Consider the following 15,784-nt stretch of genomic DNA (forward strand, 5'->3'; position numbering starts at 1 on the left):
CTTTATTTTACTCGTTTCTGTATTCTTATCGCATTCAATATCGCCAGCAAGGCAACACCCACGTCAGCGAAAACCGCCTCCCACATCGTGGCAACACCCCCGGCTCCCAGGATCAACACGATCAACTTCACCCCGAATGCCAGCGAGACGTTTTGCCAGATAATCCGGCGAGTCTCCTTCCCGACCCGGATGGCTGTCGCGATCCGACCGGGTTGATCGGTCTGGATCACCACATCCGCAATCTCAATCGCCGCGTCACTTCCCAAACCACCCATGGCGATACCGACATCACTCAGGGCAAGCACCGGGGCATCATTGATACCGTCACCCACGAAAGCCACCCTCCGGTCCGGGTCCCGCTTCAAAGCCTCCACGTGAGCCACCTTATCTTCCGGTAGCAAATCCCCGTGAGCCTCGTCCACGCCCAAATACCCTGCTAATTTAGAAACAATTGTTTGTTTATCCCCCGATAAAATCTGAATATTATCAATATTCAATTTTTTTAAGGACTCTATCGCCTCTTTCGCATCCTCTTTCAACGTATCCGCCAGCAACAAGTGACCGACATACAACCCGTTGACAGCGCAAACCACGATCGTCTCCGGAACCTCCGCCAACCCGGCAGGGAAGGCGATCCCGTACTTTTCGAGCAAACGGGTATTTCCCACCAGCACCTCCTGCCCCTCCATGAAGGCTTTCAGTCCGTAGCCCGCCAGCTCGGTCACCTCGATATCCCGCACGATCCCGATCTCCCGGCTCTCGGTGTATCTCGCCACGGCTTTCGCTACCGGGTGATTGCTCCGACTCTCGACGGAAGCGATGGCCCGGATCACGTCCCCCTCGGTAAAACCTCCCCGCACGTCAACCTGCTGCACCTCGAACACGCCTTTCGTCAGCGTCCCGGTCTTGTCGAACACGACGGTATTAATCTTCGTGATCGCGTCCAGATAGTTGCCGCCTTTAAAAAGAATACCCAGACGGGAAGCCGCCCCGATTCCCCCGAAGTATCCTAACGGGATACTCACGACCAAAGCACACGGACAGGATATAACCAGAAAGACCAACGCCCGGTACAACCAATCGTCCAAAACGAAAAGGAACGCGGGATGCACGACCGACACGATCCAGGGAATCAGCACGATCAACACCGCCAGCCCGGTCACCACCGGGGTATAAACACGGGCAAACTTGCGGATAAACAACTCCGCAGGGGCTTTTCGCTCGGAAGCATCCTGCACCAGTTTCAATATTCGGGACAAAGCACTCAGGTCGTACGGTTTCGCAACTTCCACCCGCACGACCCGATCGGTCACGATCATCCCCGCGAGTACCGTCCCGCCCTTCCGTATATCCCGCGGCACGCTCTCCCCGGTCAATGCCGCCGTGTTGAATGCCGCCACGTCCCCCAACATCACGCCATCCAACGGAACCCGCTCGCCCGCCTTCACCTCGATCACCTCGCCCACCTTCACCCGTTCCGGCTTCTCCACGACCTCACGCCCCTCACGGATAACCGTCGCCGTTTCCGGGCGTACATCCAATAACGCACGAATATTCGAACGAGCCTTATCAACCGCACTATCCTGAAACTTCTCCCCGATCGAATAGAATAGCATCACGGCAACCCCTTCCGGGTATTCCCCGATATAGAAGGCCCCGATCGCGGCCAAGCTCATCAACATAAACTCGTTGAAATATTCTTTCCCTCTCACGCTCTCGAATGCTTCTTTCAGAACCGGAAACCCAACGGGCAAAAAAGCAAGTAAATACCACACGAAACGCACTCCCGAAGGTTGAAACCACGCCATTTCCACCCAATTCATTCCTAATCCTGTCATCAACAGAACAAATGAAATCAATTCCCTGATATACTTTTTCATGACCTGTTTATTTTATTTTCCGTAAAATTACAGGTTATTCCCTGCAACTAAATTGCAAAGATCGCCAAAGGCGAGTTACAGGTTGCAAGTTACATTTGCCTGCGGCAAGTTACAAGTTATCGGCAGCACAAGCTGCCGTAAACAAAGCGCCCCGCAGGGGTCCATTGACTTTATGGACCTTATGGACTTTATAGACTTTATAGACTTTATAGACTCTTTTTTATCAACCGTCGTTCCATGATCTCCTCCATGTGTTCCAACGCCCAGTTCACGAAGGTTTCCACGTGAGGCATGAGGCTTTCGCCCAGTTCCGTAAGCCGGTATTCTACCCGTGGGGGAACCTCGGCATACACTTTCCGGGAAATCAACCCGTCGGTCTCCAACGTCCGTAAAGTGACGGTTAACATACGTTGAGAAATATCGGCGATCGTCTTGTGGATATCGCCAAAACGCATCGTTCCGTTTGCATGTAGCGTTACCAGCACGAGCATTGACCACTTGTCGCCCAACCGACTTATAATGTCCCGGATAGGACACTTATTATTAGCATGAAAATTTTTCATTTTTTTATCGTCCATATCTTGTTAAGAATCAATATTAGTTATCTTCATGTAACTATCTTATCTCCAAGTACGTTCTTGTTTATATAAATCAGATAGATTACATTTGCTAAACAAAAGTAATAAACTTACTTAAAGGAACTATTGTTTAATTTAAAAATAATCGCATTATGGCAAAGAAAGTTGCAGTTTTAGCAGTAAACCCGGTAAACGGATTCGGTTTATTCCAGTATTTGGAAACATTCTTCGAAAATGGCATCCCGTACAAAGTATTTGCAGTTGCCGACACGAAAGAGATCAAAACAAACTCAGGAATCACCCTGTTTGCCGATGACGTGATCGCGAACCTAAAAGGCCACGAGGATGAATTCGACGCGCTGGTATTCGGATGTGGAGACGCGGTTCCAAAATTCGGAGAAAATGCCGGGAAACAGTACAATCAAGACATGCTGGCCGTCATCAAAGCATTCGGGGAAAAGGGCAAAATGATGATCGGCCATTGTGCTGCCGCCATGATGTTCGACTCCGTGGGCATCGCTAACGGGAAAAAAGTAGCCATCCACCCACTGGCAAAACCCGCCATTCAACACGCCATGGCTACCGACGAGAAATTCGAAATCGACGGGAATTTCTACACCGCGCAAACAGAGAACTCGGTGTGGACGATGATGCCGCAGGTAATCGAGGCGTTGAAATAAAAGTGCAAAGGCACTTTTAAGTTTATAAAGTTTGTAAAGTTTATAAGGTTCATAAAGTAAACAGGTGTCCTTCGGACTGTGTTTAAACGGCAGCTCATGCTGCCGTTGACAAAGCGCCCCGCAGGGGGCCACGAACTTTATAAACTTTATGAACTTTACAAACTTTATAAACCTTATAATCTCACATCCTTTGCCCCAAGTAAGACTCTATCACCCGGAACGGCACATCCTTTAATACAACCTTCTTATCTTTATCCAGCAAATAGAAGGTCGGGATTGCCCGCAAGTCATAAAGCCGTTCTTTCGTGATTACTTGCCCGTCGTCATAGGCACATATCCACTCCTTCGGTTGTACCGGCAGGAATTTACGCCACACGTCCAGTTCGGGGTCCGGGAAGACCGACAAAAACACCAGTCTTTTCTGTTTCCCCCGCGGGTTAGCATTCAGCAACGATTTCACGAAACCGGATGATTCCACCTCGGCCTTAATCGTGCGACAGGCATCACAATCCGGATTATTAAAGAAAAGAATCGTGTAATCGGAAGTTATTCCCGACAATTTCTCCTTTTTTCCCGAAGGCAGCGTGTACGTGAAATCGGTAGCCATGCTTCCCTGTCGGTTCTTCAATGCCATTTCCAACCGGAAAGCGGGACGCATCTTGTCGATCTCGCTCACCCGCTCGGATGCCGTAATATATTGTAACACGGGAATATAATACTCCTCGCTCAACATCGGGGAATTCGGGTCATACAGGTATTTAGCATATAGCTCGGTAAAGTGAGCGAACATCAACGTGTCGGCCGTCAACGCCTGCTCCAGCATCCCGGTAATTCCTTTCTCCAAGTCGGGATAAGGCACGTAAGGAAAAAGTTGCAGATAATTCACGAACGCCTGCTCCGTGATCTCCGGCATACGAATTAACGCCGTGTCGGCAAAATCGAATTTATCCCAGTAACGCGTGATCAGATACTTTGCCTGCGATCGCGGGTCGGTGTAAACCGAAGGAACTTCCGGAATCTGGAATGACCTGATCTTTACCTCTTTCCCCTCCTTCTTCCCCTTGTCTTTCGGGGAAGATGAACAAGCGGAAAGCACTGCCAATAAACTAACGGCAACGAATCCGGCATAAATTAATTTATTTATTTTCATACACTTCATCTTCTTATATTACTAAAGAGGGTGTGTCAAATCTTTTTTATTCGCTAATCACTCCCCCTTACACAGCGGGAGAGTTAATTAGCAAGCAATTTCTTTCACCTCGTTAAAAATTAATTACTTCATTCTTCATAAAACGTCTACATTTTACAAATGTAACCAATAATCCGCTACCATCAAAAAGAATCCGGGAGTAGTCCCGGATTCTTAACACTAAAATCACACGCTCACACTATAACATATCTACAATTTTTCTTTGTTCGTTAAAAAACATCATTCGTTGGATCTCGCCACTTTGCGAAATTAGCGTGGAATGTCTCTTCAACGAATGGATCCATTTCTTCTGGTAATTACAAATCTTACCATCGCGAGAGTCCATCGAATTGATCGAATACACCCGCAGGAAACAGATCTGGAACCCGACTTTCTCCACGTAAGTATATGTCGCTTCAAAGTTCACGTTCGAAAGATAGATCGACAGCAAGTTCCCGTTGTGGAACGATCCTTTTTCAGATAAAACTTCCAACTCGTGTAATAGCTGGAGTAATTCTTTTTTCATATTCGCCACGTCGCTCGTCGAAACCAGTCCCAATTCCGCGAAATACTTGATTTCCTTCACGAACGAACCGAATACATTCTCATCCAGAATAAAACAAGTCCTCTTGACTGTTCTTAAATCTTCAATTAATTCCTTTTGAATTTTCATTAATTTTTCCGAAAGAACGATACCGGATAAGGACGTGGGGGTTCTCAATCGTTCGTTCTGGTATAACCACCTGCAAATTCGGAATTTTGACAGATGCTCGTAAGGGGCGTAGAATGTATAAGGAAGCGTGTTCGACGCCGTAATCACTTCCGACGTCGAGTCGGCTTTCACGTAACGGAAAAGCTTTTGATAACGAGCCAGAATCTCGCTATAATTATCCACCGGCTCCAGAGAATGGAGCACGTTCAAATCGAACATCGCCCCGCTGGACATACTGTTGCCAATAATCTTGTCCAACGATATCCCCAGCTGGCTGGCGATGATCGCAACTTCACTGAACGTAAAAGCCACCTCCCCCCTTAATCTCCGGTAAATCGCCTCCTTACTCATGCACAATATATCCATGAGGATATTGGCGAGATTACCCTCTTTAGGGGTAATCTCCCGCATCGTGCTGATTAGTTCATTTACCACGGCATTCTTCATTGGGGCGCCGCTCCTTAATCAAAAAAGTATTTGCCAATAGAAAACTTCACCACTTTCTTAGCCGGGATAACCATGTTTTCCTTGCTATTCGGGTTGTAACCGTTGCGCTCTTTACGATTTCTGATAGAGAAAGAGCCTAATTCCAACAACGATATTTTCTCGCCGTTCTTCAATGTTTCAGCCATACTTCCGATCACGGCGTTCACTGCCTTCGCGGCTTCAACTTTACTAGTCCCGTTCTTTTCGGCTACTTTTTCAATTAATTCTCTCTTGTTCATTGTTAATGGTTTTAAATTAATAAATAGAGTTTATCTCGCACGCATCACAAAACCGCACCCGGTGAATCAACACCAGATGCGGTTCGGATATACTATCTGTATTTTTGTCTCATCAAGTCGCACGTTTTAAATTCATACTGTATAAATGGCATCTCGTCCATTCAGCAGTACAAATATGAAGCATATTCTTCACAAATCTGTGCTATATACAGAGTATCAATAAAATACAAACTTTCTAATATCGTACAATTTTTTACACTCTAGCTTAATTTATGAAATAAACCATTTTTAATTCACGCTTTCTTGCAGTTATCGAAACGAACCGAAAAATAAGTTGTCGATAATTGAATTCTCTCATACACACAAGCCTTCGATAATTTCCCGTTGTGTTTTGAAGAATTTAATCCGTTGCATTTCCCCGCTCTGAGATATTAAGGTGGAAAATTTCTTCAACGAATGAATCCATTCTTTCACACTCTTGAAAACCGCCTCGTCGTGCGACGCGAAAGAGTTAATCGCGAACACCCGGATCAGGCTGACATGATAACTGGATGACGCTATATAGCTATAGGTAGCCTCGAAGTTCACGTTAGCTATATATATAGAAACCTCCTTCCCCGTCTTGAACGTTCCCCGGGTCGCGATCTCTTCTAGCTCATCGAGCAACTGGAGCAACTCTTTTTTCAATTTCTGCACATACTCATGGGAGATCAGATGCACGCTAGCGAAATACTTGATATCGTTTATCAGGTAAACAAACAATTGATCATCCCATATATATTCGGTACGATTAAACTCCTGCGATTCCCGCACGAATTCCCGCTGGCGTTCCAGCAACTTGTCTACCATCTCGATATCCTCGAAATGATTGTCAATGTCAATCTTCTCGAACTGGTACAACCATTTGAACATACGAAATTTCGACAGAAGCTCGTATTTCAGGTAGAATGTCTGCGGGATCATGTTCGACGACGTGCATAATTCCGACATCGGGTCGTCCTTGATCTCCCGGAATATCCTCACGTAATTATTGACAATCGAGTAATAAGTTTCCAGCGGATCGTGCTGCCGCACGATATTCAGATCAAAGATCGCGTTCGCGTTCATATTTGTCCCCACCAATTTATCCAGCGACACGCCCATCTTCTGGGAAATGATCGCGGCCTCTGCCAGAGTAAAGGGCACCTCCCCGCGTAACCTACGATACACGGCCTCCTTACCCAGGTATAACATATCTATTAGCGTGTTCGCCAAATAAACACCACTTGGGATTTTTTCTTTCATAGCTTTTATCAGCTCGCTATTATAATTAAAAGTTGTCATGATTTGAGTTTTTAATAATACAACTATTTGGTTTATTATACGTGTCTGTCTTTATTTTCGTTGCGAATTTCGAAATAAAAATTCTACTAATTTAATAAAAATCTCGGAATATAGGACAGAATTTGATTATTATTACTTCAATAGAACAGGTTTACTCCCGAAATACACCATTAAAGTCACCATTCCATGCGTGGCAAAGGATATTTTTGTAATATCAAAAAAACAAAGTGAAAAGGGTTATGATGAGGAAATTGATAATTGTGCTTGGTCTACTATTGTTTGTCACGGTGTTAAAAACGCACGGGCAAGAAAAACGGTTTTACGATGCCCCCGCGGTGGGAATAAAAACAAACGTTCTCTACTGGATGACGACGACACTGAACATCGGGGCCGAAATCGGGTTAGGCAAGAAAACCACCCTGGATATACAAGGCGCGTATAACCCGTGGGATTTTAAAGACAACCAGAAAATCAAGCTACGAATGGGACAAGTAGAGTTCCGTTACTGGACGGGTGAACGTTTTATCGGACACTTTTTCGGGCTACACGCTCACTACGGTGATTTTAACATGGGAGGTTTCCAGATGCTGGGAATGGACAAATATCGCTACGAGGGCTCCCTTTACGGGGGTGGGATTTCATACGGCTACCAGTGGGTACTCGGTAAACGCCTGAATCTCGAAGCGACAATCGGACTCGGCTACGCCCGGATAGAGTACGACAAGCACGAGTACCAGGCCGGTGGCGATTTCATAAAAAAAGACACCCGGAACTATTTCGGGCCAACGAAAGCGGGACTCTCTCTCGTATATATAATAAGATAAAAAGAAGGCTATGAGGAAAATATTGATACATATTACAATTTTACTCGCCACCGTGTTATTCTCGACCGGACTGGAAGCACAACAGGTTAACCTGGGACAAGTGCGGATTGTTCAAAACCGGTTCGAACAACAGGGAGATAGCCTGCATGTAGCGTTGACGGTTGACATGAACGGACTGTCTATCAACCGAAAACGAGCATTCACGCTGACCCCGGTCATCGAAAGCGGGACGGAATCCATCGAGCTTCCGGCGATAGTGATCAACGGGGCGCAACGAGAAAAGGCCTATCAACGGGCCCTGGCATTCCATCGCGGGATCCCTCCCTTCCCCATTTACACGACCGTCATGATCGGTCACCAAAGTTGGGAAAAGGTATCGTACAAGGTTTCCATTCCTTACGAAAAATGGATGAAGACATCAAAACTTAGCCTGCGGGAAAACTTCTACGCGACCAACGGGGACAGTCGCCTGATATCGGTAAACACGCTAGCACCTTCCCTCGCGATGGAATACGAACCGGAAGGAGTGATCGCGCACGCTGAAGAGAAAACGGTTAAAACGGAACCCGTAATCGTTAAGGCAGAAGAAATTCCCGTTAAAGCGGAAGTGACGGTAAAAGTCGCACCGCCCGTGGTAAAAGAAACAATTAACAAGGAAACTAAAAAGACATACACGAAAGAAGGTTCCGCGTACTTGGATTTTCCGGCAAACCAAACTCATATACTACCGGATTATCGAGGGAATGACAAGGAACTTGGCAAGATCAGGGCAACGCTCGATTCGCTTATTTGCGACCCGAATCTCGAAATCGTCGATATTGACATGATCGGTTACGCTTCTCCCGAGGGAACATTCGCCCAAAACGAGGTGTTATCCAGAGAGCGAACCATAGCATTGAGAAATTATTTACGTGGCAGGTACCAGCTACCGGCAAACATTTATCGCGTTGATTGGAGAGGAGAAGACTGGATCGGGTTGAAGCAACTGATTCTCCGCCACGGTATGCCGGACGAGGATCGCGTACTGGATATCATCGAGAACTATGGCGTGTTCGAGGGAAGGGAAAAACGCCTCATGGACCTGAAAAACGGGCAACCCTACAGGTACATGCTCAAACAGTTCTTCCCGAAACTGAGACGCGTGGATTACAAGATCACATACAAGATTATAAATAACGAATAAAGAAATATATACTATGACTAAACCAAACTAAATTTATTCCTGAATGCCCCCCGGTATAACAAACGCCGATCCCCACATACACCTCTTACCGGGGGCATTCTTCTAATAAATTTGAAAGTATTCCTGAATGCCCCTCGGCTGTAACAAACGCCGATCCTCACATACACCTTCAAGCCGGGGGCATTCTTCTTAAAAATATTGAATGGCTATTCCTGAATGCCCCCCGGCTGTAACAAACGCCGATCCTCACATACACCTTCAAGCCGGGGGCATTCTTCTAAAAATATTTATGAGCTATCCTTGAATGCTCCCCGGTTGTAACAAACGCCGATCCTCACATACACCTTCTTAACCGGGGACATTCTTCCAAAAGAGCCTGTCTGAAAAGTCTCTTCCCTACAAAATCACTCCCCCCTCCAACTCCCCCTTACACAGGGGGAGGGTTGATCACCAAGCGGTTTCCCCTCCTGTGTAAGGAGGGGCTAGGGGGGGTAGTTCTATGTAAATTGACTTTTCAGACAGGCTCTTTTTTATTTGTTTTCCACAACGATAATCAACCGCCACACGCTTTCAACACGAAACGATAGACACGATCCCGGAATGGCTTAAAAGGTAATTTCAGATTCAGCTCCAACCGAAACAAGGAAGATATCAGCAACCAGAACACGGATAACCGGGACTCACCACAAGGACAAAGCCGAACTAACTAGTCTTTATCTCGGCTTTGTCTCGTCTATGTCTCGTCTTTGATGCCTGATTTCAAAAGTATCACACCACAAAAAGGCTTGGAAGATTCTAGATTTACGATTTTAGATTAAATGATCCTGTGATTATAAAAAAAAGCGCAAGAATTGTGCGGGGAAATCACTCAATCTAAAATTTAAAATCTAAAATCGTAAATTAATTAAGTTCCACGATCAGAACACAAGGACAATGATCTGAATGATACACTTCCGGCAAAATATAAGCATCCTTCAGCCGAGATTTCAGATTCTCGCTTGCCATGCAATAATCAATGCGCCAACCTTTATTGTTTGCCCGGGCATTGAAACGATAACTCCACCACGAGTATTTGCCTGCCTCTTCGGGGTGAAAATAACGGAACGTGTCGATAAAACCGGTATTGATAAAACCACCGATCCATTCCCGCTCTTCGGGCAAGAAACCGCTATTCGTGGCATTACGCACCGGATCGTGAATATCAATCGGGCGATGACAAATATTATAATCCCCGCATAGAATCAATTGAGGACGGGTCTTCTGCAACTCCCCGATATAATGTTGAAAATCCTCCAGCCATTTCATTTTAAAAGCCTGTCGCTCGTCACCCATCGTGCCCGAAGGATGATACACGCTCACGATGGAAAGATCTCCATAATCGGCCCGGATGAAACGTCCCTCGTCATCATATTCCGGGATTCCCATCCCGTACTCCACGTGATCAGGTTCTACACGGGTCAGGATAGCGACCCCGCTATATCCCTTTTTCTTCGCGGAAAAGAAATACGACCTGTACCCCAGCGCCTCGAATTCCAGCGTGGGAATCTGATCGGGTTGAGCCTTCGTTTCCTGTAAACACACCACATCCGGTTGTTCCTCTTCCAACCATCGCGTGAAGCCCTTCGATAAGGCCGCCCGCAACCCGTTCACGTTATATGTAATAATCTTCATATCATTTATTTTTACAATTTGCATCAAACTTACAAAAAATATCGACCCGCCAGTACACGTGGCGGGTCGAATATGATAAATCAAAACCTATTACGAGAAGTAATTCCTTTATTCCAGATATTTACGGGATATCGGACGTAATTGCTCGTCCAAGTCGTACACCTGAGGAACTCCTGTCGGGATTTCCAGTTTGATAATTTCCTCGTCGCTAATATCGTCTAGATACTTGATCAACGCCCGCAAGCTGTTCCCGTGAGCTGTCACCAGAACGGTCTTGCCGGAAAGCAACGAAGGTGCGATATAATCCTGCCAGAACGGGAGAACCCGTGTAATCGTCAAAGCCAGCGACTCGCCCAAGGGGAGCGCGGCGGGATCGACATCCCTGTACTTATCTTCGTAAACGGCACAACGAGGATCGTCCGGTTCGAGCAAAGGTGGTGTCACGTCAAAACTTCTACGCCAGATATGCACCTGCTCTTCCCCGTACTTCTTCGCCGTTTCTGCTTTGTTTAATCCCTGTAATGCCCCGTAATGTCGCTCATTCAAACGCCAATGATGAATTTCCGGTACCCAAACCCGGTCCACGATCCCCGCTAAAATATGCTGTGTACGGATTGCCCGTCTCAACACGGAAGAATAAGCCACGTCAAACAGGAGTTCATGCTTCTTGATCAGCTCCCCGGCCCGACGTGCTTCTTTCTCTCCCCGTTCACTCAGATCGACATCCGTCCATCCGGTAAACCGGTTCTCCTTGTTCCAGACACTTTCCCCATGCCGTACCAATATTAACTTGTACATAACCTTATCTTTAATTGATTATAGAAGTTATACGGGTGCCGTCCGAAAATGTTTCTTCGCCCGTGATCAAGGGATCTCGCTTCTTATCAAAGAAATTATTCGGAAAGCAGCATACCCTCCTAATAGTAATTCCGCAAAGCGGGCTTGATACAGATACCGATTCTCACCATCGACACGTAGCGATCGTATTCCAACAGATTCTCGGCATAACCGTTATAATATTGCAAAAACAAATACTCGTTTGCCTTGCGAGAAGGTTTAAAATTAACCTCCAACGTCGTGTTCATGTTTATAAACTTCCGGCGGGGATTGATCACGGCAGAACACCACAAACGCTCGTCGGCGCTCTGGTAATTAAACGCCACGAACCCGTAGCCCTTGTACTTCAGCAAATCGGGATTTCCCTCCTGATCTACCCAACCTCCCCACAATTTCAACTGGGTAGAGAAACGATAATCAATGAACCACGAACCGGAAAGGGAGATATAATTCCAACTACGGGAAGCTAGCGAATCCCGACCGTTCGACTCGTGTTCGAACGAGAGTACCGCTATCCCCACAAGCTGATTACGATAGATCACCGCCTTACTCAAACTAATTCCAGGGTTGAAATTATTATCCAAGAAAGGACTCGACTCCCCGTATATATCCCAAAACGACTTTTGCGTGTAGGTTAGGTACAGGAAGGTCTTGAAAGGCAAGATACTTTTGGTCAACCGTTGCCGGATACTGATTTGAAACTTGGCATCCGCGCTATGCTTGTCGATCTTCCGGTTCGTGGGAACTCCCGTGACAAAATAATTGTCCCGGAATATCCCGAAACTCGGCGTGTTATCAAACAATTCCAAAGCTGTCTTCTCATCCACGGCCACGGAACCGCCTTTCTTCTGTTTACCGAGTTCTTCCCGTTCCAGCAAGATCTTTCGCTCCTCCTCGGTCTGCGCTTGCAACAATTGCGGGTAGAACAGCCCGAACAAAACGATCATAAAAATACCTTGCACTTTCCCTTTCATAAACTCACGAATTTTTCTTACTAAACAACGACACGATCGCTAACAACACGATCGCTCCCACCGTTGCCGTGATCAAACTCCCGATAACACCCGTTGTCCATATCCCCATAACACCGAAGAGCCAACCGCCCAACACCCCACCGATAATTCCCACGATCAGGTTCACGATCAATCCCATTCCTCCCCCGCGTACAATCTTCCCTGCCAGATACCCGGCTAAGATTCCAATCAAAATATACCATATAAACATCATAACTTATAAAATTTAGGTTAATCTATCTATTTAAACTAAAGACGCCCCAAAAAAGTTATAACATTTCGACATTTAAATCATGATATAACTAAAAAAAGCGAGTGTGTCTAACAAGTCTATTTACATAGATTTGTTAGACACACTCGCTTTATAAAAACAATAAGTTCTACTTTGGCAGGGTCAAGAACAATCCCATGATCCAGTATACAAGACCGGACATCAAGATCGTTGCCGGAATGGTCAATACCCACGCCGCAACAATATTCGTGGCCGTGGCCCAACGCACGGAAGCAATCCCTTTCGTGATTCCCACCCCGATGATGGACCCGGTAATCGTGTGTGTCGTACTCACCGGGATTCCTAACACGGCTGTACCCATAAGCGTCAAGGCCCCGGATGTTTCCGCGCAGAAGCCCTGCACGGGCTTCAATCGGGCTAACCCGTCACCCAACGTCTTGATCACTTTCTTACCCCCGATAATCGTACCTAGGGCAATCACCGAATAGCAGGTAACAATCAACCAAACAGGCACGTGAAACGCTCCCGTGTTCTCGTACAGATAATCGCTTACAAACGTGTTACTTCCCGCAACACTATATAACAGGATAGCGATAATGCCCATCGTCTTCTGGGCATCGTTGGCCCCATGTCCCAGGCTGAATATAGCGGAAGAGAAAAGCTGTAACCCTTTAAATAATCCCTCCACTTTCATCGGGTGTTTCTTATGAAATACCAGCATCGTGAGGCACATCATGAAGAATCCCAGAATCATACCGATCAAGGGAGAAAGCACGATAAAAATAGCAATTTTGAATATCCCGGACGCGAATAGGGCCGAGCTTCCGTAAGTAAACCACACCGGACCGATCAAACCACCGATCAAGGCATGCGACACGCTGATCGGCATCCCGAAATGAGTACACAACCATACCCAGATCACCGAACCGATCAAAGCGGCTAATATCAGATATTCATTAATTCTTGCAGGGTCTACAATTCCTTCTCCCATCGTGTGCGCCACGCTCACACCAAAAATAAAGATCGCGGCGAAGTTCCAGAAAGCAGCCCAAAGAACGGCCATGGTGGGAGAAAATACACGCGTCGCAACAATGGTAGCGATCGAGTTGGCCGCATCATTCATTCCATTCAGGAAGTCGAAAAGAAGAGCGATCACAATAGCTAAAAGAACGATTGTCAACATAGCGATCAGGCAAATTTAATAATAATACCTCTCACGGTGTCTCCCACGTCTTTTGCCCGGTCGGTAGCATCTTCCAATACTTGACCGATATTCTTCAATTTCACAAGCTCGATGGCATCTTTCTCGTTGGCGAACACGTCACTCATGAATTGCTCGTACAAATCGTCGACGTCATGCTCGATCTTCTTGATACGAACACATTTCTCGTTAATTTCCTGGGGTCTTTTCTGGATAAATTCCATCTCGTTCATAATATCCTGCAATATCCGGGCATCTTCCACGATACATTGTCCCATGGCAATCAACAACTGATTCACGTTTTTCGGACGATACATCAACATGCGCTTGGCTGCATCGTGAATAAAATCAAGAAATGTATCCATACGACCGCTTAATAAGTTGATATCTTCCCGGTCAAAGGGAGTCACAAACGTCTTGTTCAACTCCTCGTACAACTTGGCCGTGATCTCATCCCCGCTATGCTCGTACTCTTTTACTCGCTTGTACAAAGCCTTCTGTTTGTCATAGTCTTGCTCTTGTAAAAGCTCCACGAGAAGCTTAGCCGCAGCCTCTATATTAGCGGCTTGTTCAATATACAAAGGGTAAAACTTTTTTTCCTTTACCACAAAAAACTGAAGAAATCGGTCTATTTTCATATTTATTATTGATTAGCACACAAATGTAATATCCCTATGCATACATTCGAGTTAAAAAATTAAAAATATATAATCTTTTTTTCCACCATTTCAGACTCGGGCAATAGAAAGAAAACAAGTGAAAAGAACCAGGGTTGTTCCCAACCAGAGACGCTCTGCCAAAACCGGTGATACTCCCCACAAACGATACTCCAAAGCATCATGCCGACACGCGGAAAGACAATCCCCGCAAAGCGTACAATTGACTTCCGGATGTCCTCGCAACACACTTTCTTTCGATAAGGCCCCATAACGACACACCCGGGTACAAGCCATGCAATGCAGGCAACGATTATTCATCCCGAATCGCCAGGGAGAAATATATTTCAGGTACATCACCAATGTCCCCGCCGGGCAATAGGAGGAGCAATGCACGGCGATATGACGTTTCCGGGACACGAACAAGATCACGGCACCCCCAGTTATACCGGCGAAAGCCGCTATAACTGCAGAATAAATCACCGGGATATCGAATACCCGCAAGACCGAAGCGACAAGAATGAACAACAGCAACACCGTCCAACGCAATTTTGCCCTCACTCCCGGAGAAAACCTTTCCCTCCTGCCCGTTTTACCCGCGGCCAGATTATCCCATGCTCCGAAATAACACAACTGACTGCACCAAGCTCCCCCGGAAAGTAAAATTGTCACGATAAACAAGAAAGGCATGAACGACATCTCTCCCCGGTAAAATACCCCGGCGGGGATCAATCCGGGTATCGGGAAATGCAGTTTACCAGACATCAAGAACACGCTATCCGCAAAGATACCCAGCAACAACTGGGTAAAGAAAACGATCGAAAACAACATCCAAATCCGTCTCCGCCATATCCCCCGTCGTTCCCGATCAAACATCTGCAAGTATAACCACCCCCCGAAAAGAGCCGCCAACGTCAGTTGAAACCACCCTCCCCAACCGGGCAACAATCTTTCGCCCAAAAGCAAAGGAGGTTTTACAACAACCTGTACGACAGAAAGCAACATTCCAGAGAGGAGTGTCGTAAGGATTGCCCCCGGCAAAGCTTCTTTTCGAATACAAACTTTTTTTCTCATAACCAT

16 protein-coding genes are annotated in these 15,784 nt (G+C 46.3%); 3 read left to right on the top strand and 13 right to left on the bottom strand.

All coding sequences use genetic code 11. The features are described from left to right. Positions 1 to 2: 2 nt before the first annotated feature. A complete protein-coding gene (locus tag DWW52_RS04860) occupies positions 3 to 1,880 on the bottom strand; it encodes a heavy metal translocating P-type ATPase (protein WP_118714355.1) in 1,878 nt (625 codons plus the stop codon). Between the two features lie 206 nt (positions 1,881 to 2,086). Next, positions 2,087 to 2,443: a helix-turn-helix domain-containing protein gene (locus tag DWW52_RS04865; RefSeq protein ID WP_118714958.1), complete on the bottom strand. Its 357-nt coding sequence runs from the start codon at positions 2,441 to 2,443 to the stop codon at positions 2,087 to 2,089. A 167-nt stretch (positions 2,444 to 2,610) separates the two neighbouring features. On the opposite strand from DWW52_RS04865, the gene DWW52_RS04870 reads away from it, so the two are divergent. Continuing rightward, on the top strand, positions 2,611 to 3,138 hold the full coding sequence (locus DWW52_RS04870; RefSeq protein ID WP_118714356.1) for a DJ-1/PfpI family protein: 528 nt from the start codon (positions 2,611 to 2,613) through the stop codon (positions 3,136 to 3,138). Positions 3,139 to 3,319: 181 nt separating this feature from the next. On the opposite strand, the gene DWW52_RS04875 is transcribed toward DWW52_RS04870, so the two are convergent. The 4 genes from DWW52_RS04875 to DWW52_RS04890 all read right to left on the bottom strand — a co-directional run bounded on the left by DWW52_RS04875 (position 3,320) and on the right by DWW52_RS04890 (position 7,087). Beyond that, positions 3,320 to 4,288 (bottom strand): DUF5106 domain-containing protein, encoded by a 969-nt coding sequence (locus DWW52_RS04875; protein WP_158582480.1) that lies wholly within the window; start codon positions 4,286 to 4,288, stop codon positions 3,320 to 3,322. Between the two features lie 238 nt (positions 4,289 to 4,526). Then, positions 4,527 to 5,486, bottom strand: coding sequence for a helix-turn-helix domain-containing protein (locus DWW52_RS04880; RefSeq protein WP_199691958.1), 960 nt, complete (start codon positions 5,484 to 5,486; stop codon positions 4,527 to 4,529). A gap of 14 nt (positions 5,487 to 5,500) precedes the next feature. After that, positions 5,501 to 5,764 carry an HU family DNA-binding protein gene (locus DWW52_RS04885; protein ID WP_118714358.1) on the bottom strand — a complete coding sequence of 88 codons (264 nt, stop codon included), beginning with the start codon at positions 5,762 to 5,764 and terminating at the stop codon, positions 5,501 to 5,503. Between the two features lie 354 nt (positions 5,765 to 6,118). Further along, positions 6,119 to 7,087, bottom strand: a complete 969-nt coding sequence (locus tag DWW52_RS04890; protein WP_118714359.1) for a hypothetical protein — start codon at positions 7,085 to 7,087, stop codon at positions 6,119 to 6,121. Between the two features lie 239 nt (positions 7,088 to 7,326). On the opposite strand from DWW52_RS04890, the gene DWW52_RS04895 reads away from it, so the two are divergent. Both DWW52_RS04895 and DWW52_RS04900 read left to right on the top strand, forming a co-directional pair. Beyond that, the gene (locus DWW52_RS04895) at positions 7,327 to 7,911 is read left to right on the top strand and encodes a DUF3575 domain-containing protein (protein WP_118714360.1); all 585 of its coding nucleotides are present in this window, start codon (positions 7,327 to 7,329) and stop codon (positions 7,909 to 7,911) included. Positions 7,912 to 7,921: 10 nt separating this feature from the next. After that, positions 7,922 to 9,094, top strand: a complete 1,173-nt coding sequence (locus DWW52_RS04900) for a DUF3868 domain-containing protein (protein WP_118714361.1) — start codon at positions 7,922 to 7,924, stop codon at positions 9,092 to 9,094. A gap of 900 nt (positions 9,095 to 9,994) precedes the next feature. Here DWW52_RS04900 and DWW52_RS04905 read toward each other — a convergent pair. From DWW52_RS04905 to DWW52_RS04935, 7 genes are all read right to left on the bottom strand, one after another. Then, positions 9,995 to 10,765 carry an exodeoxyribonuclease III gene (locus tag DWW52_RS04905; RefSeq protein ID WP_118714362.1) on the bottom strand — a complete coding sequence of 257 codons (771 nt, stop codon included), beginning with the start codon at positions 10,763 to 10,765 and terminating at the stop codon, positions 9,995 to 9,997. 108 nt (positions 10,766 to 10,873) lie between these two features. Then, positions 10,874 to 11,563: a 2,3-diphosphoglycerate-dependent phosphoglycerate mutase gene (gene gpmA, locus DWW52_RS04910; protein ID WP_118714363.1), complete on the bottom strand. Its 690-nt coding sequence runs from the start codon at positions 11,561 to 11,563 to the stop codon at positions 10,874 to 10,876. Between the two features lie 119 nt (positions 11,564 to 11,682). Then, on the bottom strand, positions 11,683 to 12,576 hold the full coding sequence (locus DWW52_RS04915) for a phospholipase A (protein ID WP_118714364.1): 894 nt from the start codon (positions 12,574 to 12,576) through the stop codon (positions 11,683 to 11,685). A 4-nt stretch (positions 12,577 to 12,580) separates the two neighbouring features. Further along, positions 12,581 to 12,829: a GlsB/YeaQ/YmgE family stress response membrane protein gene (locus DWW52_RS04920; RefSeq protein ID WP_118714365.1), complete on the bottom strand. Its 249-nt coding sequence runs from the start codon at positions 12,827 to 12,829 to the stop codon at positions 12,581 to 12,583. A gap of 166 nt (positions 12,830 to 12,995) precedes the next feature. Then, positions 12,996 to 14,030 carry an inorganic phosphate transporter gene (locus DWW52_RS04925; RefSeq protein ID WP_118714366.1) on the bottom strand — a complete coding sequence of 345 codons (1,035 nt, stop codon included), beginning with the start codon at positions 14,028 to 14,030 and terminating at the stop codon, positions 12,996 to 12,998. A 5-nt stretch (positions 14,031 to 14,035) separates the two neighbouring features. Continuing rightward, the gene (locus tag DWW52_RS04930; RefSeq protein WP_158582481.1) at positions 14,036 to 14,629 is read right to left on the bottom strand and encodes a DUF47 domain-containing protein; all 594 of its coding nucleotides are present in this window, start codon (positions 14,627 to 14,629) and stop codon (positions 14,036 to 14,038) included. 147 nt (positions 14,630 to 14,776) lie between these two features. After that, positions 14,777 to 15,778, bottom strand: coding sequence for a 4Fe-4S binding protein (locus DWW52_RS04935; RefSeq protein ID WP_118714960.1), 1,002 nt, complete (start codon positions 15,776 to 15,778; stop codon positions 14,777 to 14,779). Between the last annotated feature and the right edge of the window lie 6 nt (positions 15,779 to 15,784).

Origin of the sequence: Odoribacter sp. AF15-53 (assembly GCF_003479425.1) — a bacterium.
GTDB lineage: Bacteria > Bacteroidota > Bacteroidia > Bacteroidales > Marinifilaceae > Butyricimonas.